Source organism: Pseudomonas sp. GD03858, from assembly GCF_029840925.1.
Taxonomy (GTDB): domain Bacteria; phylum Pseudomonadota; class Gammaproteobacteria; order Pseudomonadales; family Pseudomonadaceae; genus Aquipseudomonas.
In genome coordinates this window covers 1-22,999 of record NZ_JAOCDM010000094.1, presented here as the reverse complement: position 1 = coordinate 22,999, position 22,999 = coordinate 1, and the positions used below count along the sequence as shown (strand labels likewise).

Annotated in this window: 19 protein-coding genes; 8 read left to right on the top strand and 11 right to left on the bottom strand. The window is 63.9% G+C overall.

Features of this window, described 5'->3' with window-relative positions; translation table 11 throughout:
* On the bottom strand, positions 1-296 hold a 296-nt coding region (locus N5D48_RS20180), incomplete at its 3' end, for a CopD family protein (protein WP_279887484.1).
* Positions 297-394: 98 nt separating this feature from the next.
* On the opposite strand from N5D48_RS20180, the gene dinG reads away from it, so the two are divergent.
* The 5 genes from dinG to pdxH all read left to right on the top strand — a co-directional run bounded on the left by dinG (position 395) and on the right by pdxH (position 7,835).
* Complete coding sequence (gene dinG, locus N5D48_RS20175) at positions 395-2,539, top strand: ATP-dependent DNA helicase DinG (protein WP_279887483.1); 2,145 nt, start codon at positions 395-397, stop codon at positions 2,537-2,539.
* 81 nt (positions 2,540-2,620) lie between these two features.
* Complete coding sequence (locus N5D48_RS20170; RefSeq protein WP_279887481.1) at positions 2,621-4,849, top strand: beta-galactosidase; 2,229 nt, start codon at positions 2,621-2,623, stop codon at positions 4,847-4,849.
* A 96-nt stretch (positions 4,850-4,945) separates the two neighbouring features.
* Positions 4,946-6,091 (top strand): serine hydrolase, encoded by a 1,146-nt coding sequence (locus tag N5D48_RS20165; RefSeq protein WP_279887486.1) that lies wholly within the window; start codon positions 4,946-4,948, stop codon positions 6,089-6,091.
* Positions 6,092-6,190: 99 nt separating this feature from the next.
* Positions 6,191-7,168: an OmpA family protein gene (locus tag N5D48_RS20160; RefSeq protein WP_279887479.1), complete on the top strand. Its 978-nt coding sequence runs from the start codon at positions 6,191-6,193 to the stop codon at positions 7,166-7,168.
* Positions 7,169-7,187: 19 nt separating this feature from the next.
* The gene (gene pdxH, locus N5D48_RS20155) at positions 7,188-7,835 is read left to right on the top strand and encodes a pyridoxamine 5'-phosphate oxidase (protein WP_279887477.1); all 648 of its coding nucleotides are present in this window, start codon (positions 7,188-7,190) and stop codon (positions 7,833-7,835) included.
* 111 nt (positions 7,836-7,946) lie between these two features.
* Here the strand turns inward: pdxH and N5D48_RS20150 are convergent, their stop codons facing one another.
* A complete protein-coding gene (locus N5D48_RS20150) occupies positions 7,947-8,177 on the bottom strand; it encodes a hypothetical protein (RefSeq protein WP_279887475.1) in 231 nt (76 codons plus the stop codon).
* 147 nt (positions 8,178-8,324) lie between these two features.
* On the opposite strand from N5D48_RS20150, the gene N5D48_RS20145 reads away from it, so the two are divergent.
* Positions 8,325-8,789: a glycine zipper 2TM domain-containing protein gene (locus tag N5D48_RS20145; protein WP_023632818.1), complete on the top strand. Its 465-nt coding sequence runs from the start codon at positions 8,325-8,327 to the stop codon at positions 8,787-8,789.
* 125 nt (positions 8,790-8,914) lie between these two features.
* Here the strand turns inward: N5D48_RS20145 and N5D48_RS20140 are convergent, their stop codons facing one another.
* The 7 genes from N5D48_RS20140 to N5D48_RS20110 form a co-directional block, all read right to left on the bottom strand.
* Positions 8,915-10,522, bottom strand: coding sequence for an NAD(P)/FAD-dependent oxidoreductase (locus N5D48_RS20140; protein ID WP_279887473.1), 1,608 nt, complete (start codon positions 10,520-10,522; stop codon positions 8,915-8,917).
* 104 nt (positions 10,523-10,626) lie between these two features.
* Positions 10,627-11,304 carry a hypothetical protein gene (locus N5D48_RS20135; RefSeq protein ID WP_279887472.1) on the bottom strand — a complete coding sequence of 226 codons (678 nt, stop codon included), beginning with the start codon at positions 11,302-11,304 and terminating at the stop codon, positions 10,627-10,629.
* Between the two features lie 235 nt (positions 11,305-11,539).
* Complete coding sequence (locus N5D48_RS20130; RefSeq protein ID WP_028692122.1) at positions 11,540-12,241, bottom strand: ATP-binding cassette domain-containing protein; 702 nt, start codon at positions 12,239-12,241, stop codon at positions 11,540-11,542.
* The gene (gene livG / locus N5D48_RS20125; protein WP_084856089.1) at positions 12,242-13,009 is read right to left on the bottom strand and encodes a high-affinity branched-chain amino acid ABC transporter ATP-binding protein LivG; all 768 of its coding nucleotides are present in this window, start codon (positions 13,007-13,009) and stop codon (positions 12,242-12,244) included. It abuts the gene before it with no gap.
* Positions 13,006-14,262, bottom strand: a complete 1,257-nt coding sequence (locus N5D48_RS20120) for a high-affinity branched-chain amino acid ABC transporter permease LivM (RefSeq protein WP_279887471.1) — start codon at positions 14,260-14,262, stop codon at positions 13,006-13,008. Before N5D48_RS20120 ends, livG begins: the two co-directional genes overlap by 4 nt.
* Positions 14,259-15,182 carry a high-affinity branched-chain amino acid ABC transporter permease LivH gene (gene livH / locus N5D48_RS20115; protein WP_046854487.1) on the bottom strand — a complete coding sequence of 308 codons (924 nt, stop codon included), beginning with the start codon at positions 15,180-15,182 and terminating at the stop codon, positions 14,259-14,261. Before livH ends, N5D48_RS20120 begins: the two co-directional genes overlap by 4 nt.
* 236 nt (positions 15,183-15,418) lie before the next feature.
* Positions 15,419-16,534, bottom strand: a complete 1,116-nt coding sequence (locus tag N5D48_RS20110; protein WP_279887470.1) for a branched-chain amino acid ABC transporter substrate-binding protein — start codon at positions 16,532-16,534, stop codon at positions 15,419-15,421.
* Positions 16,535-16,893: 359 nt separating this feature from the next.
* On the opposite strand from N5D48_RS20110, the gene N5D48_RS20105 reads away from it, so the two are divergent.
* Entirely contained in the window at positions 16,894-17,199 is a 306-nt protein-coding gene (locus N5D48_RS20105; protein ID WP_279887469.1) for a DUF2288 domain-containing protein, read from the top strand.
* Between the two features lie 210 nt (positions 17,200-17,409).
* On the opposite strand, the gene N5D48_RS20100 is transcribed toward N5D48_RS20105, so the two are convergent.
* Positions 17,410-19,593: a hypothetical protein gene (locus tag N5D48_RS20100; RefSeq protein WP_279887468.1), complete on the bottom strand. Its 2,184-nt coding sequence runs from the start codon at positions 19,591-19,593 to the stop codon at positions 17,410-17,412.
* A 191-nt stretch (positions 19,594-19,784) separates the two neighbouring features.
* On the opposite strand from N5D48_RS20100, the gene N5D48_RS20095 reads away from it, so the two are divergent.
* The gene (locus tag N5D48_RS20095) at positions 19,785-20,672 is read left to right on the top strand and encodes an NAD(P)-dependent oxidoreductase (protein ID WP_279887466.1); all 888 of its coding nucleotides are present in this window, start codon (positions 19,785-19,787) and stop codon (positions 20,670-20,672) included.
* Here the strand turns inward: N5D48_RS20095 and N5D48_RS20090 are convergent.
* Entirely contained in the window at positions 20,572-22,836 is a 2,265-nt protein-coding gene (locus N5D48_RS20090; protein WP_279887464.1) for an EAL domain-containing protein, read from the bottom strand. The genes N5D48_RS20095 and N5D48_RS20090 overlap by 101 nt on opposite strands.
* Positions 22,837-22,999: the final 163 nt, after the last annotated feature.

Genomic DNA, 22,999 nt, shown 5'->3' with positions numbered 1-22,999 from the left:
AACGCAAACATGACGATCCCCCCGCCAATCATCACTTGCACGTAACGGGGCGCTGTTTCGAACCCGGCAAACCGCAGGTGAATCATCCCGACCCCGCTGACGGCCAGTACCACCACCGCCAGCCAGACCCATCTGAAGAACCGCTGGAAAACCTCCACCCACAACCGCAGCCGCGCAGGCCCTTCCAGCGCGGCGACCGCGGCCGGGCGCAGGATCAGCCAGGCGAAGAACATCCCGCCGACCCAGACGAGGGCGGCCAGGACATGCAAGGTGTAGGGCAGGGCAAAGGCGAGCATCCGGATCTCCATGCGGCACAAAGGGCAATAGCGGGGTATGATAGCCGGCCCATGCGAAACACTGAAAATATATCCAGCCCTCCGGGCGCCCGCAGACCATGATCAGCAACGAACTCAAAGCCACTATCCAGGGCGCCTATTCGCGTTTCCTCGAAGCCAAAAGCCTCAAGCCACGCTATGGCCAGCGCCTGATGATCGCCGAAGTGGCCAAGGTGCTCGGCGACATCGCCTGCGACGACGAAGGTCGCCGTGCCGGCGAGCCTGCCGTGGTGGCGGTCGAGGCCGGTACCGGTACCGGCAAGACCGTCGCCTACAGCCTGGCCGCGATTCCCGCCGCCAAGGCCGCCGGCAAGCGCCTGGTGATCGCCACCGCGACCGTGGCGCTGCAGGAGCAGATCGTCTTCAAGGACCTGCCCGACCTGATGCGCAACAGCGGGCTCAACTTCAGCTTCGCCCTGGCCAAGGGGCGTGGCCGCTACCTGTGCCTGTCCAAGCTCGACATCCTGCTGCAGGAAGGCCACGCCCAGTCGGCCACCGCCCAGCTGTTCGAGGAAGAGGGCTTTCGCATCGAGGTGGACGAGCGCAGCCAGAAGCTGTTCAACAGCATGATCGAGAAGCTCGCCGGCAACCGCTGGGATGGCGATCGCGACAGCTGGTCCGAAAGCATCGAAGACCAGGACTGGGCGCGCCTGACCACTGACCACAGCCAGTGCACCGGCAGGCATTGCCCGAATTTCCAGCAATGCGTCTTCTACAAGGCGCGCGAGGGCATGGGCAAGGTCGACGTGATCGTCACCAACCATGACATGGTCCTGGCCGACCTCGCCCTGGGCGGCGGTGCCGTGCTGCCCGACCCGCGCGAGACGATGTACGTGTTCGACGAAGGCCACCACCTGCCGGACAAGGCCATCGGCCATTTCGCCCACTATTCGCGCCTGCGCTCCACCGCCGACTGGCTGGAGCAGACGGCCAAGAACCTGACCAAGCTGCTGGCCCAGCATCCGCTGCCCGGCGACCTGGGGCGTTACATCGAGCAGGTCCCGGAACTGGCGCGGGAGGTCCGTACCCAGCAACAGTTCATGTTCACCCTGTGCGAGCAGGTGGCGGATTTTCGCGTCGGCGAGGATATGGAAGGTCGTGACCGTCCGCGCTACCGCTTCGAGGGCGGCGTGGTGCCGGAGCAGATCCGCGAAGTCGGCATCGAGCTCAAGAAAGGCTTCGCCCGTCTCAACGACCTGTTCACCCGCCTGGCCGACCTGCTCAAGGAAGGCATGGACGGCGAGAACAATATCGGCATCGCCAGCCACCAGGCTGAGGAATGGTACCCGTTGTTTGGCAGCCTGGTGACCCGTGCCCAGGGCAACTGGGAGCTATGGACCGCCTTTACCGCCGAAGATCCCGAAGACAACCCGCCCATGGCGCGCTGGCTGACCCTGGCCGAGAGCGGTGCGCTGTTCGACATCGAAGTCAACGCCAGCCCCATTCTTGCCGCCGAGATGCTGCGCAAGAGCCTGTGGAACGTCGCCCACGGCGCCCTGGTGACCTCGGCGACGCTCACCGCCCTGGGCAAGTTCGATCGCTTCCGCATGCGCTCGGGGTTGCCGCGCGACGCCGTCACCTGCGTGGTGCCCAGCCCGTTCGTGCATGGCGATGCCGGCCTGTTGCGGGTCCCCGACCTGGGTGCTGATCCGCGGGATGCGACGGCGCACACTGCGGCGATCATCCGTGAACTGCCGAGCATCGTCGAAGAGGCCCGTGGCGCGCTGGTGTTGTTCTCCTCGCGCAAGCAGATGCAGGACGTGTTCGACGGCCTGGACCGCGACTGGCGCAAGCTGGTGCTCATCCAGGGCAACCTGTCCAAGCAGGAAACCCTGAACAAGCACAAGGCACGGGTCGATGACGGCCAGCACAGCGTGCTGTTCGGCCTCGCCAGCTTTGCCGAGGGGGTCGACCTGCCAGGTGCCTATTGCGAACACGTGGTGATCGCCAAGATCCCCTTCGCGGTGCCGGACGATCCGGTCGAGGCCGCGCTGGCCGAGTGGATCGAAGCCCGAGGCGGCAACCCGTTCATGGAGATCGCCGTGCCCGATGCCTCGCTGCGTCTGATCCAGGCCTGTGGCCGCCTGCTGCGGACCGAGCAGGATCGCGGCATCATCACCTTGCTCGACCGGCGCCTGGTCACTCAACGCTACGGCAAGGCTATTCTCAACGCACTACCCCCCTTCCGGCGGGAAATCGGCTGACTGCCGGAGCAAGACGCCCGACCCGTTGTCCATTACTCGATCGCGAGCCCATGACGGGCTCCGAAGGAGAGCTACCGCCCTATGATCCGCCGTACCCTGCCTGTCATGTTCTCCCTGTTGTTCAGCGCGCCCTTGCTGGCCGGGCAACAGACGCTGTTCAGCTTCGTGCGCCCGGCTTCGGTGGTGAGCGTGGTCACTCAGGACGCCAGCCTGCCGCAGTACAACGCGGAACAGACAGCCGAAGGCGAGGTCCTGCGCAGGGTGGTATTCAATCCGGTGGCTCGACCGACCCTGCGCCTCGCGCCGCAGAGCGGGGCGTGGGACTGGTCCGCCGGTCAGGCGCTGACCTTGCGCCTGCAGAGCGGCATGGACTGGGCCTTGACCGTCGATGTGGTGGTGCAAAGCAGTGACGGGCGCACGCTCACCAGCCGTATTGACCTGCCGGCGGGGCCTGCGCAGACCGTGATGATTCCGCTCAAGGCCAGCTCGCCATTGAGCCAGGGCATGCGCGCCGGGCCGCCGATGCCCTGGACCTTCGAGGGACAGCGCCTGTTGCTGACCAGCAGCGAAGGGGCTGCCGACCTGGCGCAGATCACGTCCGTCAGCCTTTCGATCCCCAGCCCCAAGGTGGCGCAGAGCCTGCTGATCGAGAAAGTCGGCCTGCAGGATGACGACCAGGCCCTCAACGCCGCCTACAGCGGGCTGATCGATGGCTACGGCCAGTCCACCCGTGGTCGCTGGCCCGAGCGAATCGTCAGTGACGACCAGCTCAAGGCCGCCGATACCCGCGAGCAAGCGCAACTCAAGGTCTGGCAAGCTGAACGCGACAAGCTGAAGCTGGACACCTATGGAGGCTTGCTTGCAGGGCCGGCGTTCGAGGCCAAAGGCTTCTTCCGCACCGAAAAGCGAGAAGGCCGCTGGTACCTGGTGACGCCTGACGGACACCCGTTCTACTCGCTCGGGGTGAATGCCGTCGCCGCTGACGGTGGGCGTACTTATGTCGCTGGCCGCGAAAGCATGTTCGATGCCCTGCCGGGCCAACAGGATGCATTGAACGCTTATTACGGCGAAGGCAATAACGATGACGGCAATGCCTCTTCCAAGGGGCGCAACTACAAGCAGGGACGCTGGTTCGACTTCTATGCCGCCAACCTTCAGCGTACCTATGGCGCGCCCTGTGCCGAGGTCGACGGGACACCGACCTGCCCGCCACTGGCGCTGGACGCGCAGCGCTGGCAAGGCCACAGCCTCGACCGTTTGCAGGCCTGGGGCTTCAATACCCTCGGCAACTGGAGCGATCCAACGCTCGGCCAGGCCAAGCGCCTGCCGTACACCCTGCCACTGTCGATCGTCGGCGACTACGCCAGCATCAGCACCGGCATGGACTGGTGGGGCCGCATGCCCGACCCGTTCGACCCGCGTTTTGCCATGGCCACCGAACGTGCCGTGGCCATCGCCGCCCGTGATCATCGCGACGACCCTTGGTTGATCGGCTACTTCGCCGACAACGAACTGGCCTGGGCCGCGCCCGGCGATGATCCCAAGGCACGCTACGGCCTGGCCTACGGCACCCTGCGCCTGACCACCGATGTGCCAGCCAAGCGCGCTTTTCTCAAACAGCTGCGCGACAAGTACCGCAACCAGGAAGGGCTGTCCAAGGCCTGGGGCATCGAGCTGACGGCCTGGGAGCTGATGGAGGATCCTGGGTTCGAGGCGCCATTGCCCAACCCTGAGCATCCGGAGATCGAACGCGACTACCAGTATTTCCAGCAGGTGTTCGCCGAAACCTACTTCAAGACCATCTCCGATGCATTGAAATGGCACGCGCCCAACCATCTGCTGCTGGGCGGGCGCTATGCGCTCAGCACGCCCGAGGCGGTCAAGGCCTGTGCCCAATTCTGCGATGTGCTGAGCTTCAACTTCTACACCCTCAAGCCTGAGGATGGCTACGACTTCGCCAGGTTGGCCGAGCTGGACAAGCCGGTGTTGGTCTCGGAATTCCAGTTCGGCTCCCGTGACCGCGGCCCGTTCTGGCCCGGCCCGCTGGAAGTGGCGCGCGAGGAGGATCGTGGTCCTGCCTATGCCCGCTTCCTCAAGGCCGCCCTGGCCCAGCCGACGATCGTTGGCGCGCACTGGTTCCAGTACCTCGACCAGCCGGCCAGCGGTCGGCTGCTCGATGGCGAGAACGGGCACCTGGGGCTGGTGGCCATCACTGATGTGCCCTATGCAGGATTCGTCGAGGCGGTGCGCCGCAGCAACCTGCAGCTGCTCGGCCAATTGCGTGCCCAGCTGGAGAAGCCGGCGCCGTGATGGTGGTAACCACCCAGCCATATTCAGTAGGCAAATCGACCAACTACTGGAACAATGCACGCTTTTGCAAAGCAGGCCGTGCAGAGAGGTAGTCGGGTGCAGATCCAGGGTCACTATGAGCTGAAGTTCGAGGCGGTGCGCGATGCCTTCGCCGCGCTGTTCGAGGATCCCCAGGAGCGTGGCGCGGCGCTGTGCATCCAGGTCGGCGGGCAAGCCGTGGTCGATCTGTGGGCCGGCAGCGCCGACAAGGATGGGCGCGAAGCCTGGCACAGCGATACCATCGCCAACCTGTTCTCCTGCACCAAGACCTTCACCGCCGTTACCGCCCTGCAACTGGTGGGCGAGGGCAAGCTGGCCCTCGATGCCCCGGTTGCGCGCTACTGGCCCGAATTCGCCCAGGCCGGCAAGGAGCAGGTCACCCTGCGCCAGTTGCTCAGCCACCGCGCCGGCCTGCCGGCCATCCGTGAACTGCTGCCGGCCGAGGCGCTGTACGACTGGCAGGCCATGGTCGATGCCCTGGCCGCCGAGGCGCCCTGGTGGACACCCGGCAGCGAACATGGCTATGCGGCGATCACCTATGGCTGGCTGATCGGTGAGCTGATCCGTCGCGCCGATGGGCGTGGCCCGGGAGAGTCGATCGTGGCCCGCACCGCCCGGCCATTGGGGCTGGATTTCCATGTCGGCCTGGCCGACGAAGAATTCCATCGCGTGGCGCACATCGCCCGTGGCAAGGGCAATCCCGGCGATGCCGCGGCCCAGCGCCTGCTGCAGGTCACGATGCGCGAGCCCGAGGCCTTGTCCACCCGAGCCTTCACCAACCCACCGGCGATCCTCACCAGCACTAACAAGCCCGAATGGCGGCGCATGCAGCAGCCGGCGGCCAATGGCCACGGCAACGCCCGCAGCCTGGCGGGTTTCTATGCCGGCCTGCTGGATGGCAGCCTGCTCGAATCCGAACTGCTCGACGAGCTGACCCGCGAGCACAGCCTCGGCCAGGATCGCACGCTGCTGACCCAGACCCGCTTCGGCCTGGGCTGCATGCTCGACCAGCCACAAGTGGCCAATGCCACCTTCGGTCTGGGAAGCCGGGCATTCGGCCATCCCGGCGCGGGAGGCTCGGTCGGCTTCGCCGACCCCGAGCATGACGTGGCCTTCGGCTTCGTCACCAATACCCTTGGCCCCTACGTGCTGATGGATCCGCGCGCACAGAAACTGGTGCGAGTCCTTGGCAGTTGCCTTTGATCGGGTAACGCGGGTATTGCCCGGACCCTTTGACTATCCTCAATGCCAACGCCTGACGCGTATGGGCAAAATTTCTTTCTATTTCATGGTGTATCGCTGATGTCTTCACATAAAACCTTAGCACTCGCCCTGTGCCTGGCCATGACCGGTTGCGCCAGCCACTCGCAGGATGGCTCCAAGGACGCCGGTCTGAACTGGTGGCCATTCGGTTCGGACAAGGTTGCCGATCAGGAGGTGAAGGAGGCCGTCGTCGAGAGCGTCGCCAAGGCCGACGCCAAGTCCGAGAGCAGCAGCCGCTGGTGGTGGCCGTTCGGCACGGACGAGAAGAAGGACAAGGTCGCGGCGGTGCCGAAGATCGACCAGAAGGCCACCCAGGCCTGGCTCGACCAGTACGAACCCAAGGTGCGCGAAGCCATCAAGGGCAGCAAGTTCGAGCTGGAGCGCCGCGAGGATGTACTGGCGGTGACCATTCCGGTGGACAGCTCCTACAACCCGGATCGTCCGAACATGCTGCTGCCGGTGACCCTCGGCCCGATCACCCAGGTCGCCAAGGTCGTCGAGACCGACACCAAGACCGCCGTGCTGGTCCTCGGCCATGCCGACAGCAGCGGTGCCACCGCCGCCAACCAGAAACTCAGCCTCGAGCGTGCCGCCTCGGTGTCGGCCATTTTCCGTCTCAGTGGCCTGCAGCGTGACCGGCTGATGCTCAAGGGCATGGGCTCGGTGATGCCACGTGCCGCCAACGACAGCGCCGAGGGTCGCGCCTTGAACCGCCGTGTCGAGCTGCTGCTGACCCCGCAGAACACCATGATCGCGTTGCTGGCCAAGTACCAGCAGGCGGCACCGGCGCCGGTTCCGACGCCGATGGTAGCCACCCAGGACGTCAAGGCTCCAGCGGCCAAGCCAGCCGCCAAGGCCGCCGCCAAGCCGGCCGCGAAGAAACCGGCCGCCAAAGCCAAGGCCCCGGCCAAGGCCACCGCCGCCGCGAAGAAAAAACCCGCAGCGGCCAAGCCGGCCGCGAAGAAGACCAGCACCGACAAGAAAGTCGCCGCCAACAGCCCTGCGAAGACCAACTGATCGTCAAGGAAACGCAGTCATGACCCAATCCCTGGCCGATATGCGCCGCGACTACACCCGTGATGGCCTGGCCGAAGCCCAGGCCCCGGGAGAGCCGTTCGCGCTGTTCCACCAATGGTTCGCTGACGCGGTGAAGACCGAGCAGCTGCCGGTGGAAGCCAACGCCATGACCCTGGCGACCGTCGATGCCGATGGTCGCCCGCATTGCCGGGTGCTGTTGCTCAAGGCCCTCGATGCGCGCGGGTTCACCTTCTTCACCAACTACGAAAGCGCCAAGGGCCAGCACATCGCGGCCAATCCCTTCGCCGCGATGACCTTCTTCTGGCCGGCGCTGGAGCGCCAGGTGCGTATCGAGGGACGGGTGGAAAAGGTCACGGCCAAGGAGTCGGACGACTACTACCAGGTTCGTCCGCTGGGCAGCCGGCTGGGGGCCTGGGCGTCGCCGCAGAGCCGGGTGATTGCCGACCGTGAGGAACTGGAGGGGCTGGTCAAGGCCACCGAGGCGCGCTTTTCCGATACGCAACCCCATTGCCCTGAGCACTGGGGCGGTTATCGCCTGGTGCCGGAGCGTGTCGAGTTCTGGCAGGGGCGGGCCAGTCGCTTGCATGACCGCCTGAACTACCGGCTGGTCGATGGCCAGTGGTTGCGCGAGCGCCTGGCGCCCTGATATCCGGGGCCGCTTCGCGGCCCATCGCGACACAAGGCCGCTCCTACAGGAACCGCGTGACCCCTGTAGGAGCGGCCTTGTGTCGCGATGGGCTGCAAAGCAGCCCCAGCATTACCGATAACCTGCCGCTTCCCGCTCCAGCCACGCCGCCAACTCCTTGCGCCGCACCTTCTCCCCCCGTGCCCGCTCCAGCGCCTTGAGCATGAAATCGCGCTTCGCCGGATCCTCACCGGCCAGTGACAGCGCCAGGTCCCGGTCCATCCAGCGACGCATGCGCACATACAGCCACCCGTGAAAATACAGGCCGGCGATAGTCACCACGACGACGATGAAGTAATCCATGGCTATCCTTGGTCTCACGTGAAAGCCCGCCAGGCAGTCGGCATTGGCTGTACCAGGGCTGAATGAAAACAATTTTATAACGAATGCGCCGTGACACTTGTCAAGGTGCGGAGTCTAATGGACACCTGTCTTATGGAGATTGACCCCATGCGTAAATCCGCTTTGCTGCTGGCCAGCTTCACCACCGTGTCGCTGCTGCTGGGCGGCTGCCAGTCGTCGCTGACCGGCGACAGCTACTCCCGTGATGAGGCTCGCCGCGTGCAGACCGTGCGCATGGGCACCATCGAATCCCTGCGTCCGGTGAAGATCGAAGGCACCAAGACGCCGATCGGCGGTGGCGCCGGCGCCATTGTCGGTGGTGTCGCCGGCAGCGCCGTCGGTGGTGGCCGTGGCAGCATCGTCGCCGCGGTGATCGGTGCCGTGGCCGGTGGCCTGGCAGGTTCCGCCGCCGAAGAGGGTCTGACCCGCACCCAGGGCGTCGAGATCACCGTGCGTGAAGACGACGGCAGCATGCGTGCCTACGTGCAGCAAGTGCAGCAGAACGAGATCTTCCGTGTCGGCGAGCGCGTGCGCATCATGACTGTCGATGGCACCAGCCGCGTCACTCACTGATCGCCGTACAAAAGAAACCCCGAACGGGCCTGGCCTGTTCGGGGTTTTCTTTTGCCTGTACCTGCGCTATCGCGGGGCAAGCCCGCTCCCACGATTGTGGGAGCGGGCTTGCCCCGCGAAAAGGCTTACAGGCCGAGCATGTCCTTCGCTACCGCTTCGGCGATACGGATGCCATCCACGCCGGCCGAAAGAATGCCGCCAGCATAGCCCGCACCTTCTCCCGCCGGGAACAGGCCCTTGAGGTTGAGGCTCTGGAAGCTGGCGTCACGGGTGATGCGCAGCGGCGACGAGGTGCGGGTCTCGATCCCGGTCAGCACCGCATCGTGCAGGTTGTAGCCCTTGATCTGGCGGTCGAAGGCCGGCAGCGCCTCACGGATAGCCTCGATGGCGAAGTCCGGCAGGCTCGGTGCCAGGTCACCCAGGGTGACCCCCGGCTTGTAGGATGGCTCGACGCTGCCCAGCGCGGTGGAAGGGCGCCCCGCAACGAAGTCGCCGACCAGTTGCGCGGGTGCCTGGTAGTTGCTGCCACCCATCACATAGGCATGGGCCTCCAGGCGCTCCTGCAGCTCGATGCCGGCCAGCGGGCCACCCGGGTAGTCGCGCTCGGGGTCGATGCCGACGACGATCCCGGAGTTGGCGTTGCGCTCGTTGCGCGAGTACTGGCTCATGCCGTTGGTGACCACGCGGCCCGGCTCGCTGGTGGCGGCGACCACGGTGCCGCCGGGACACATGCAGAAGCTGTACACCGAGCGGCCGTTCTTGGCGTGGTGCACCAGCTTGTAGTCGGCGGCGCCGAGTTTCGGGTGACCGGCGTACTTGCCCAGGCGCGCCTTGTCGATCAGCGACTGTGGGTGCTCGATGCGGAAACCGACCGAGAATGGCTTGGCCTCCATGAACACGCCCTTGGCGTGGAGCATGCGGAAGGTGTCGCGGGCGCTGTGCCCCAGGGCCAGCACCACATGCCGCGATTGCAGCTGCTCGCCGCTGCCGAGCACCACGCCGGTGAGCTGTTCGCCATCGACAAGCAGATCGCTGACCTTTTGCTCGAAGCGCACTTCGCCGCCCAGGGCGATGATCTCTTCGCGCATCTTCTCGACCATGCTGGTCAGGCGGAAGGTGCCGATGTGCGGCTTGTTGATGTAGAGGATCTCGTCCGGCGCGCCGGCCTTGACGAACTCTTCCAGTACCTTGCGGCCGTGGTGGTGCGGGTCCTTGATCTGGCTGTACAGCTTGCCGTCGGAGAAGGTGCCGGCACCGCCTTCGCCGAACTGCACGTTGGATTCAGGGTTGAGCACGCTCTTGCGCCACAGGCCCCAGGTGTCCTTGGTGCGCTGGCGCACTTCCTTGCCGCGCTCGAGCACGATCGGCTTGAAGCCCATTTGTGCCAGCAGCAACCCTGCGAAGATGCCGCAGGGGCCGAAGCCGACCACGATTGGGCGCTCGCGCAGATCGGCCGGTGCCTGCCCCACGAACTTGTAGCTGACATCCGGGGCGACGCTGATCTTGCCGTCGTCCTCGAAGCGGCGCAGCAGTTCGTCTTCGTTGCTGGTTTCGAGATCGATGGTGTAGATGAACAGCATTTCGCTGTTCTTCTTGCGCGCGTCGTAGCTGCGCTTGAACAGGGTGAAACCGAGCAGTTGCTCATCGCTGATGCCCAGGCGCTGGACGATGGCGGCGCGCAGCTCGTCGTCGGAGTGGTCCAGGGGCAGCTTCAGTTCGGTGATTCGTAGCATGGCAGGGTCCAGTATCCCGGCCATGGGGCGGCCGGCGGCTTTACACAAACCGCCAAGTATAAGCTGTTAGCCGCCCCGACTGGCAGGATAAAAGCGCCTGGCGATCAGAGGTCGCGGGCGCCGCCGTAGTAGGCGCAGCCTTGCAGGGTCTTGCCGTCGATGCGCAGCTCAGCCTTGAGGTGGCGGATGGCACCGGTGGCGCCGTCGACGCAGCGCTGCGGCGCGACCCACAGCTCGACGCGCTGGCCGTTGGCTTCGCTGGACAGGCTCAGGCCGCCGCCGGGGATTTCCTCTTCCAGGTAGGGCAGTGGCAGTGGGTCCTGGCCGACGCGGTTGAGCACCATGCCCTTGCCGCTGGCCTTGATGTCCCAGTCTGGCTCATGGCCGCCAGCACGCAGGGTCAGCTGCTTGAAGTTGGGGTCTTCGCAGCCGCTGTATTCGGAGGACTCGAGGCGGTACAGGCGGGTCACGTCGAGCTGGCCATCGGTGCTGGCCTGCTTGCTGCCAGTCAGGCGGCCGCGGACGTCGGCGAACAGCTTGTCGCCGGCATCTTCGGCAAGGGTTGCCGCCTCTTGCAGGATGCCGGTGGCCGCCACGTCGTTGACGATGAAGCGACGGCTTTCGCTGCAGGGTTTGAACAGCAAGTGTCCGCCGGCCGCGCTCAGTTCGCCCTGCATGCGGGTGGTGCCGAAGTTCGGATCGGCTGGTTTTTCGGCCAGCATCTGGCAGCCGGCGAACAGGGGCAGCAAGGCGGTGAGCAGCAGGGAAGGGGTGAGGCGCATGGGGCGGGCTCCGGGAGACTTTGCACAATAACGGGCCACGGTACCCAGGCTGGGCGCTGATCACAAGTGGGCCGTGTGTCGGCCCTTTCGCGGGTAAACCCGCTCCCACAGGTTCACCACCACCCTTGTATGCAGTGATGTACCTGTGGGAGCGGGTTTACCCGCGAAGAGGCCGGCATAGGCGATATATTCCTTGCAGGCAGAAAAAAGGGCCTTGCGAAGGCCCTTTGATCATTCACCCCCCCAGATACGCGTCGCGTACCTTCGGGTCGGTCAGCAACGCTTCACCGGTGCCCTGCATCACCACCTTGCCGTTTTCCAGCACATACGCGCGGTCGGCGATCTTCAGCGCCTGGTTGGCATTCTGCTCCACCAGGAACACGGTCACGCCATCGCGGCGCAGCTGTTCGATGATGTCGAAGATCTGCTGGATGATGATCGGCGCCAGACCCAGCGACGGCTCGTCGAGCAGCAGCAGCTTGGGCTTGCTCATCAGCGCCCGGCCGATCGCCAACATCTGCTGCTCGCCGCCGGACATGGTGCCGCCACGCTGGATGTAGCGCTCCTTCAGGCGCGGGAACAGCTGCAGGACCTTGTCCAGCTGTTCCTGGTAGTCGCCCTTGTCGGTGAAGAAACCGCCCATGGCCAGGTTTTCCTCGACGGTCAGGCGCGAGAACACGCGACGGCCTTCCGGCACCACCGCGATGCTCTTGCGCATGATGTGCGAGGACGGCTGGCCGACCAGCTCCTCGCCCAGGTACTTGATGCTGCCGCTGCTTGCCTGGGGCGAGCCGCAGAGGGTCATCAGCAGGGTCGACTTGCCGGCACCGTTGGCGCCGATCAGGGTGACGATCTCGCCCTGGTTGATCTCCACGTTGACGCTGTGCAGCGCCTGGATCTTGCCGTAGAAGGTGGAAACGTTCTCGAACTTCAGCATTTACGCCTCCCCCAGGTAGGCCTTGATCACATCAGGGTTGCCGCGAATCTCTTCCGGCGTGCCATCGGCCAGGGGCGTGCCCTGGTTGATCACCACGATGTGGTCGGAAATGCTCATCACCAGCTTCATGTCGTGCTCGATCAGCAGCACGGTTACGTTGTGGGATTCGCGCAGGTAGGCGATGAGGGCCTTGAGGTCCTCGGTCTCCTTGGGGTTGAGGCCGGCGGCCGGTTCGTCGAGCATGATGATCCGCGGTTGGGTCATCATGCAGCGGGCGATTTCCAGGCGCCGTTGCTGGCCGTAGGCGAGGGTGCCGGCGGTACGGTTGGCGAACTCGGTCAGGTTGACCTTCTCCAGCCAGTACTGCGCGCGCTCCATGGCCTCCTTCTCGCTGCGGCGGAAGCTCGGGGTCTTGAACAGGCCGGCGAAGAAGTTGGTGTTCAGGTGGCGGTGCTGGGCGATCAGCAAGTTTTCCAGCGCGGTCATTTCCTTGAACAGGCGCACGTTCTGGAAGGTCCGTACCACGCCCTTGCGGGCGATCTGATGGCCGGCCAGGCCCTGGATCGGCTGGCCGTCGAGCAGGATGGTGCCGCCGCTGGGCTTGTAGAAGCCGGTGAGGCAGTTGAACACGGTGGTCTTGCCGGCGCCGTTCGGGCCGATCAATGCCACCACCTGTTTTTCCTTGACGGTCAGGCCCACGCCGTTGACCGCCAACAAGCCGCCGAAGCGCATGCTCAGGCCGCTGACTTGCAGAATTTCGCGGCTCATCGAGGCAGCTCCATGTGCGGACGTTGCATGGGCAGCAGGCCCTGCGGACGCCAGATCATCATCAACACCATCAGCGCACCGAACATCAGCATCCGGTATTCGCTGAACTCACGCATCATCTCCGGCAGCAGGATCATCACCACGGCCGCGAGAATCACGCCCAGCTGCGAACCCATGCCACCCAGCACGACGATGGCGAGGATGATCGCCGACTCGATGAAGGTGAACGACTCCGGTGTCACCAGACCCTGGCGGGCGGCGAAGAAGCTGCCGGCGAAACCGGCGAAGCAGGCGCCCAGGGTGAACGCCGAGAGCTTGATCACGGTGGGGTTCAGGCCCAGCGCGCGGCAGGCGATCTCGTCTTCACGCAGCGCTTCCCAGGCACGCCCGATCGGCATGCGCAGCAGGCGGTTGATGACGAACAGCGCCAGCAGTGCCAGCAGCAGGGCCACCAGGTAGAGGAAGATCACCTTGTTGATCGAGTTGTATTCCAGCCCGAAGAACTCGTGGAAGGTCTGCATCCCTTCGGCAGCTTTACGTTCGAAGGTCAGGCCGAAGAACTCAGGCTTGGGGATGTTGCTGATGCCGTTGGGGCCGCCGGTCCAGTCGGTGAGGTTGCGCAGGAACAGGCGAATGATCTCGCCGAAGCCCAGGGTCACGATCGCCAGGTAGTCGCCGCGCAGGCGCAGCACCGGGAAACCGAGCAGGAAACCGAAGGTGGCGGCCATCAGGCCGGCGATCGGCAGGCACACCCAGAAGCTCCAGCCCAGGTAGTGCGAGAGCATCGCGTAGCTGTAGGCGCCGACGGCGTAGAAACCGACGTAACCCAGGTCGAGCAGGCCCGCCAGGCCGACCACGATGTTCAGGCCCAGGCCCAGCAACACGTAGATCAGGATCAGCGTGGCGATGTCGACCGCGCCGCGCGAACCGAAGAACGGCCAGATCAGCGCCGCCACGATCAGCCCCATGATGACCCAGCGCTGGGTCTTCGGCAGGGTGAGGAAGTTGGTCACCGAAGGCGGTACCAGCTTGCGCTCCGAGCGGCGGCCCATCACCGCGCTCCACTGCTTGTCGAACAATACGCGCAGGAACATCAGCACCGAGCATGCGGCGATGATGCTGATGGTGAACGAGCCCTGGCTGTGCACGATCAGGCTGATGCCGTCGATGCTGAGTTTCAGGCCCAGCACCGGGAAGGCCACGGCCCAGACCAGCAAGGCGCTGAAGAACGCCTGTTTGAGATTTCTGTTCATACTTTTTCAACCTCCGGGCGGCCCAGGATGCCGGTCGGCCGGAACAGCAGGACAAGAACCAAAAGACCGAATGCCACCACGTCCTTGTACTGGTCGCCGAAGATGTCGGCGCCGAACGCTTCGGCCACGCCCAGCACCAGCCCGCCGAGCATGGCGCCCGGGATGCTGCCGATGCCGCCCAGTACCGCCGCGGTGAAGGCCTTCAGGCCCACCAGGAAACCGGCGTTGGGGTTGATCACCCCGTACTGCATGCTCAGCAGCACGGCCGCCACCGCCGCCAGCGCGGCGCCGATGACGAAGGTCAGGGCGATGATGTTGTTGGTGTTGATGCCCAGCAGGTTGGCCATCTTGATGTCCTCGGCGCAGGCGCGGCAGGCGCGGCCCAGGCGGGAACGGGAGATGAACAGGGTCAGGCAGGTCATGGCGACGAGGGTCACCACGAACACCAGGATCTGCATGTACGAGACCAGTACTTCCTCAGCGCCGCCCGGGCCGAACGAGAAGCTGCCGGGGATCAGGTTGGGGATGGACTTGTCCTTCGAGTCCTGCGAGAGCAGGACGGTGTTCTGCAGGAAGATCGACATGCCGATGGCGGAGATCAGCGGGATCAGCCGGTTGCTGTTGCGCAGCGGCCGGTAGGCGACCCGTTCGATGCTGTAGCCGTAGGCACTGGTGACGCAGATCGTGGCGACAAAGGCCACGGTCATCAGGATCGGCAACGAGTGGATGCCCATCATGGCCAGCCCGGCGAGGGCGATGAAGGCCACGTAGGAACCGATCATGTACACCTCGCCATGGGCGAAGTTGATCATGCCGATGATGCCGTACACCATCGTGTAACCGATGGCGATCAGCGCGTAGGTACTGCCGATGGTCAATCCGTTAACCAGTTGTTGTAGGAAGTGGTAGATCTCAGGCATTACAGCGCTCCTAAAAACCTGATTTGCATTTCACTGGTGGGGGATGGCCCCGGCCCATGTTCTCGCGGTCTTCGCCACGTGATCTTTTGCGGGCACTGCCAGGAAACCGCGGGTGACGGTTTTAAGATTTTCAGGTGAACCGACTCCCGGATCGCGGGAATCAGGTCCATAGAACCTCGTAAAACAAAGCCCACTGCTCGCACAGTGGGCTTCTCGGTCAGCTATTAGTCACGCAGTTACTGAGGGGAGACTTCGGTCTTCGGCTTGCCGAAGTGCCATTCGTAGACGACGAACTTGAAGTCCTTCAGGTCGCCTTTCTCGTCGTAGGACAGGTCGCCGGTCGGGGTCTTGAAGGTACCGGCGTGGATGGCGGCAGCCACCTTGTCGGCGTCTTCGGACTTGGCGGCCTTGATGCCGTCGGCGATCAGCTGGACAGCCGAGTAGGCCGGGAACACGAACGGACCACTCGGGTCCTTGCCGTCGGCCTTGATGGCGTCGACGATGGCCTTGTTCGCAGGGTCGGCGTCGAACGACTTCGGCAGGGTGACCAGCAGGCCTTCGGAAGCGCCCTGGGCGATCTGCGAGATGGAGTCGTTACCCACGCCTTCCGGGCCCATGAACTTGGCTTTCAGGCCCTTCTCTTGCGCCTGGCGCAGGATCAGGCCCAGCTCCGGGTGGTAGCCGCCGTAGTAGACGAAGTCGACGTTGTTCTGCTTGAGCTTCTGGATGATCGAGGAGAAGTCCTTGTCACCGGCGTTCAGGCCTTCGAAGACGGCGACCTTGGTGCCTTTCTTCTCGAGGGTCTGCTTGACCGCGGTGGCGATGCCTTCACCGTACTGCTGCTTGTCGTGCAGGACGGCGACGACCTTCGGTTTGACGTGGTCGGCGATGTAGTTGCCGGCGGCCGGGCCCTGGGCGCTGTCCAGGCCGATGGTGCGGAAGACCATCTTGTAGCCACGGGCGGTGATTTCCGGCGAGGTGGCGGCGGGGGTGATCATGATCACGCCTTCGTCCTCGTAGATGTCGGACGCAGGCTGGGTGGAGCTGGAGCACAGGTGGCCGATCACGTACTTGACGCCATCGTTGACCACTTTGTTGGCGACGGCCACGGCCTGTTTAGGGTCGCACGCGTCGTCGTATTCCTTGGCTTCGAGCATCTTGCCATCGACGCCGCCCTTGGCGTTGATGTCCTTGATGGCCTGTTTGGCGCCGACGAACTGCATGTCGCCGTACTGGGTCACCGGCCCGGTCTTGGGACCGGCGATGCCGATCTTGATGGTGTCGGCGGCAAACGAATGGCTGGCGACTCCGGCCAGAACCATCGCGGCAAACAGCTTGGAAATCTTGATCATAGTGCTCCACTCATTCTGTTGTAATTCTTATAGTCCTGAGGCCAGGGCTACAGACCGGGCGGGATTCGCGGCCTGGCTACGCCACGCCGTAACCCCGCCTTCCCCCGGAATATGTCCCGGAACTGTACCGGTACAGTGTAGAGCGCCGTCCGAGCGCTTGAAAAGCGGGCGAAAAGCGTCTGTTTCCAAGGGTGTCGCGTGATCGACAGAAAGATACAGAAAAGCGCCATCACTTTGCCTGCATCCTTGGCCCGCCCCCACAAGTTCGGGCCTGATCGACCAAATTACGTATTTGAAACCAGGTTTTTCTGCAAAAATATCGGCCATTTTCGTTCGGACGAGCTTTGCGCAGGTAACCCATGACTGATCAAGTAAGCACCCTCTATGCCAAATTGCTCGGCGAGACCGCTGTCATCGAGTGGAAAGCCTTGGAGCGTTTCTGGGCCAAGGGTGACCTGATTTGGGTCGACCCCAGCCTTGACCTGATCGCCGTTGCCGAGGCGATGGCCGAGAATCGCAGCGAGATCTTCGCCAAGTGGCGTACTGATGGCACTGTCGGGCCGGTTTCCGCCGAGCAGGCGCTTGACCTGCAAACCCGCGATCCAGAGATCTGGGCGGTGGTGGTTTCGCCGTTCATCGTGATTCAAGCGAAGAAAGCGGAATAAGTGCGCGCTTTTTTAGTGCGCGAAAACGCGCAGACGCCTCGATACGGTGCGTGTTGACGCTCACGTAAGGTGGAAGTTGGTAACAGTGGCGGGGTGATTCGGCGGGGCGGTAACAGTTTACGGCATGCGTAATAGCCGCCGAAATGATCGCGGGGCAAGCCCGCTCCCACGAGGGCTCCTCGTGGGAGCGGGCTTGCCCCGCGATGGTTTTCAGTAATCCACGCGCCCGGTATGGCTGTTCAGCGAAATCACCCGGGTCTTGCCGATGCGGTGGCGGAAGATCTCACGCAGGTACTTCACCGCCTTCTTCACGCATTCGCGCGACAGGCGGATGTCGTTGATCGAGACGAAGCGGCTCTTGTCGTTGATCAGCTCGCGGTACTTCTTCTCGTACATCGGCTTGATCGCATACCAGTTGGTATCGAGGATCTTCGCCGGATTCTCGAACTCGTTGAGCAGCTCGTCGATGCGCGCCTCGTCGAAGTGCTCGCCGGTGATGAATTCGAGGATGGCGTTGTCCAGGGTGTCGTCGAAGCGGTACGGGGTACGCGCGAAGCAACGCTTGATGAACGCCACGATCAGGGTCAGGAAGTCGTCCGACAGGCACGGGCTCTTGGCGATCAGGGTGGTCAGCGACAGGTTGGCCGAGGCGCCGATAACCAGGGCGTAGCGCTTGAGCGTGGTGTTGGGGAACAGGCTGTTGAGGTGGGTCTTGAGCCGGTTCAAGTCCATGTACGACAGCTTGTAGTCCTTGGGCAGGGACACGATCGACACCACCGACGAACAGTTCTTGAAGAAATGCAGGTCGTGCAGGGCCGCGGCGTCGTAGCCCGAGGCCTTGTATTGCTCGAGCGCCGCGCGGTAGCGGCGTGATTCGATCGGCAGCAGGCTGATGCCTTCGATGGCCTGGGTCTGCTTGTTGAAGTGCGGCAGGTCGATGGAGCGCAAGAACAGATCGTCGATGTCCAGGCGCGGCTGCTCGCGCTCGAATACCTTGAACTTGTCCGACCCCGCCGCTGGCACTTCCGGCACCACCGATTCGGCGTAGGCGATGGCCACGGGGCCGGCCAGGCTCATGAACAGGTCGTTGGCGTCCAGGCGGATGGTCTCGCCGATGTCGATGCCGGCACGGCGGAAGTAGTTCTGGTCGTAGTCGGTGGTCACCGCCTGGGCGGTAAGGATATTGAAGATCTGCTGGGAGATGTACTGGTTGGCGTGCTTCTCCATGGCATTGACGTCGATGTTCTGGATCGTGCCGTCATCGCTCTCCTCGGCGTAGCGCATGATGTCGTTGGAGATCAGCATCATCGCGTTCCACGGGCGGATCCGGCCCATGACGCTGGCTTCGCTGCTGTCTTCATTGTCGAAGTTGTACGAGAAGTCCCATTCCTCCGACAGGTACTTGCACAGTAGGCGTCCGGCGTTGATGTGCAGTGCCTCGGACATTTCGCTGCGGTGGTCGGAGGCATTGGGCAGCACGCAGATGCCGCTGGTAAAGATCGGCTCGAAGACGAACGAATGCCCGCTCTTGCCGTCGTTCTCGTCGGCCGGCTTGGTGTCGAAGGTCTTGTTCATGTACGAGTACTGCTGGGCCAGGCCGAATTCCGAGGCCATGCCCGAGCCGGTGCCGCCGCCGGCGCTGAAGATATAGAAGTACAGGCGCGACTGGTTGGCCTTGATGCCACAGGAGTCGATCAGGTACGAGTGGATCAGCTTCCAGTCGGCGCTGGAGAAGCGCTGGGTGTCCTTGTTGAGGATGATCTTGGCCAGGTACTGGCCGAGGATCGGCGCGTTGCCGGCGCCGCCGGCATGCACCTCGGACAGGTCCATGATCTTCATCTTGCTGTAGTCGCGCAGGAAGGCGCCGCGCTCGCCCTTGCGCGAGAAGCGGATACGCCCGGCGATGTCTTTGTCGAGGTCGCCGAGCATCACCAGCGGCTCGACCAGGAACACCGGCTTGGCGGCCTTGTTCTGCACCAGGCGCAGGTTCTGGCGGATCCAGCGCGCCGGACTGTAGCCGGACTCACCCTTGATGCGGTCCTCGTTGTTGAACTCGTTGAGGAAGAAAGTGCGGGCGTTGTATACCAGCTCCGCCACATCCAGGGCGATGTTCGAGCCACAGCGGCCCAGGCCGATCAGGCAGACCGAGGGGAACTGCTGTTCCAGGCGCAACTGGTCCTCGTCCTCGACATGCAGGTTCGCTGGAAACACCAGGTCACGCAGGCCATCGAGATTGTCGAGAATGCGCTGGATGTCCTGCTCGGTGAAGTACAGGTACTGCTGCGCCGGCATGCTGCGGGCGGCGGAAAGGTCCCGAGCATTGCCGACGGTCAGCCCGGCGGGGATGAGCGACGACTCGGGGACCGCGTTGGCAGAAGTGTTCGTAGAGGTCATAGTGCGCCATTTGCCTGGTGTTGGTAGCTTTCCGCTGGCGCATGTCATATGGCCATTACGGAAAATCTCGCGACTTTATCAGTGCGTCTTTTTCTTGCGCGATCGGGTTTTCCCCTAGTGCTTCTAGGGTTTTTGTCGCGCACCCGCACTGCATCGCCCGTTTGTCACGCTTCTTTAATCTGGAGTCCTACATGAGTACTGCATTGCCTTCGCTGGGGTTCGCCGGGATCGGCCTGATGGGCCTGCCGATGTGCCGTCGCCTGTTGGCCGCCGGCTACCCGCTGACCGTGTGGAACCGCAGCCCGGACAAGTGCGCCGAGCTGGTCGCCGCCGGTGCCCGCCTTGCCAGCAGCCCCGCCGAGCTGTGCCAGGCGGCGGACATGGTGTTGCTGTGCCTGGCCGACACGGCGGTGGTGCGCGAGGTGGTGTTCGGTGAGCGGGGCATTGCCAGTGGCGGACGCAACGGGCAGTTGCTGGTGGACTTCTCCAGCCTCGAGCCCACCGCCACGCGGGAGATGGCCGCGGAGCTGGCGGCCCTGTGCGGCATGGCCTGGCTCGACGCGCCCGTGTCGGGCGGCACGCCGGGCGCGGAGGCGGGGACCCTGGCGATCATGGTCGGTGGCGAGGCGGACGATCTGGAGCGGGCACGGCCGGTATTGCTGGCCCTCGGCCAACGGGTCACGCACATGGGGGGCGTAGGCGCGGGGCAGGTGACCAAGGCCTGCAACCAGATGATCGTCGCCTGCAATGCCCTGGTGATCGCCGAGGTGGTGGCGCTGGCCGAACAGTCAGGGGTCGATGCACGGCTGATCGCCGAAGCCTTGGCCGGCGGTTTTGCCGACTCCAGACCCCTGCAGATTCTCGCCCCGCAAATGGCCGAGAGCCGCTTCGAACCGATCAAGTGGCACGTGCGCACCCTGCTAAAGGACCTCGATAGCGCAGTGAAATTTTCCCGCGAGCAGGGCTCTGCCACCCCCGTCAGTGGCCTCGCCGCGCAGTTGATGCGCCTGCACGGTAGCCAGGGTTATCTGCAAAAAGATCCGGCGACCCTGGTAGAGCTGTATCGCAACAAGGATTGAAATCGTTGTCCTGGCGATCGAGCCGGTCGAGGATCGGTCGTAGCTCGGCCAGAGGCACCGGGCGGCTGAGCAGGTAGCCCTGCAGATAATCGCAGCCGTGGTTGGCGAGGAAGCTGTGCTGCTCGGCGGTCTCGACACCTTCGGTGACCACTTTCAGGTGCAGGGTATGGGCCATCATGATGATCGCCTGGACGATCTCGCGGTCCTTCTGGCTGGCCGGCACGTCCTGGATGAACGAACGGTCGATCTTCAGCACATCCAGCGGCAGACGCTTGAGGTAGGCCAGCGATGAATAGCCGGTGCCGAAATCGTCGATCGACAGGGCCACGCCCATGGCCCGGATACGCTTGAGCAGATTGATGGTGTGGTGGATGTCGCCCATCAGGGCATTTTCGGTGACCTCCAGCTCCAGTTGGCGTGGCGCCAGACCGGCCTGGAACAGCGCCATTTCCACTTCCGTGGCCAGTTCCTCGCGGCCGAGGGTGAGCGCCGAGCAGTTCACCGTGACCCTCAGTTCGGCGTAGCCGTGCTGGTTCAGCTTTGCCAGATCCTCGCAGGCGCGCTGGAGCACCCAGAGGTCCAGCTCGGCGATCAAACCGTTGGCCTCGGCGATGCCGATGAAGCGCTCAGGGCTGAGCAGCCCGTGTTGCGGATGCTGCCAGCGCACCAGGGCTTCGAGCTTGGCGACCTGCCCGCTGTGCAGGTCGAAGATCGGCTGGTAATGCACGCACAGGCCGCGCTCCTCGAATAGTGCCACGCGCAGCTCTTCTTCCAGTTGCAGTTCGAGGGTGGCACGGGTCTTCAGGCCATTGTTGAAGAAGTTCAGGCTGTTGCGCCCGCAGCCTTTGGACTGGTAGAGCGCAAGGTCGGCGTTCTTGAGTAGTTCCTCGGTGCTCTGGCCGTCGTCGGGGAAGATGCTGATGCCGATGCTGGTGGTCATCACCATGCGTCGGCCGGCCAGGTCGATCGGCTCTTTCATCCGCTGCATGATGCGTTGGGCCAGGTGTCGGGCTTCATCACGGCTGTTGAGGCTGGTGACGATGCAGAACTCGTCGCCACCGAAGCGCGACACCAGGTCCTGGCCGCGGGTCGCCGCCTTGATATGGCCGGCGATTACCTTGAGCAGCTCGTCGCCGGCGGCATGGCCGAGGCTGTCGTTGATGCGCTTGAAGTGGTCGATGTCGAGGAACATCACCGCCAGCATGCCGTCATGGACGGACTGTTCGGCCAGGCGCTCGGCGAATACCTGGTTGAAGCCACGGCGGTTGACCAGGTTGGTCAGGGCGTCGTAGTGCGCCGCTTGCTGGAGCGAGGCGCGAGCCTGGTCGAGCTGGCTGAGCAGCACGTTGACCCGACGCAGGTCGTGCTCCTTGCTCTGCAGCTTCTTGTCGGCGAGGGCCGCGCTGATGCTGCTGCCGCTGATCAGCAAGGTGATGAAGGCGATGGTCAGCGCCAGTTGCAGGCTGTTGTCACCGGAGGACAGGTGCAGAGCGGTCTCCTGGGGGATGACCAGGGTCATCGCGGCCATGCCGGTGAAATGGGTGAGCACGATGCCGCCGGCCATCAGCAGGCTCGCGCCGTATTTCATCAGCAGGTGCAGGGTGCCACTGCCTTCGTGGAAGTAGCGGGCCAGCAACAGTGCGCCCAGGCTGGTGACCACGGCGATGCCGATGGAGGCCAGCAGCAGGCCGGTCTGGTAGTGCTGCTGGGCACTGGTCTGCAGGGCGGCCATGCCGGTGTAGTGCATGGCGCTGATTCCCAGGCCGATGAACAGCGCGGTCTGCACGTAGTGGCGCAGGTGCATTTCGCCGCGGTTGAGGCTGTTCATCGCCAGCCAGGAGGCCAGCAGGGCGATCAGCAGCGAAAGGCCGGTCAGCGGGGCGTCATAGTGCATTTCCAAGGGGGCTTCGAAGGCCAGCATGCTGATGAAATGCATGGCCCAGATGCCACCGGCCAGGCAGCAGGCACCGAGCACGCGCCATTGCCTGCGGGCGAAGCGGTCTTCGCAGTGGCTTTGCCGTTCGCTCATGTCCAGCGTGGCGAAACAGGCGGCGCTGGCCACCGAGAAGGCAAGCAGCACCAGAAAAGGGTTGTGTCGGCAGTCGAGGACGATCTGTCCGGTCGCCGGCAGCTCGGCGAACAATTGCAGTCCCAGCCACTCCATTGCAGGCCTCTTCGTCGAGTCTTCACTCGTCCCCAAAAAGCACGGATGGAGACTGTTCCTGCTGGAGTATAGAAACGCGTGTTTAAGCCTTCCTGATTAATGGCACTTTGATTTCTACCATTTGGATATGAGGGTAATAGCCGGAAGGTCTAAATGGATATCG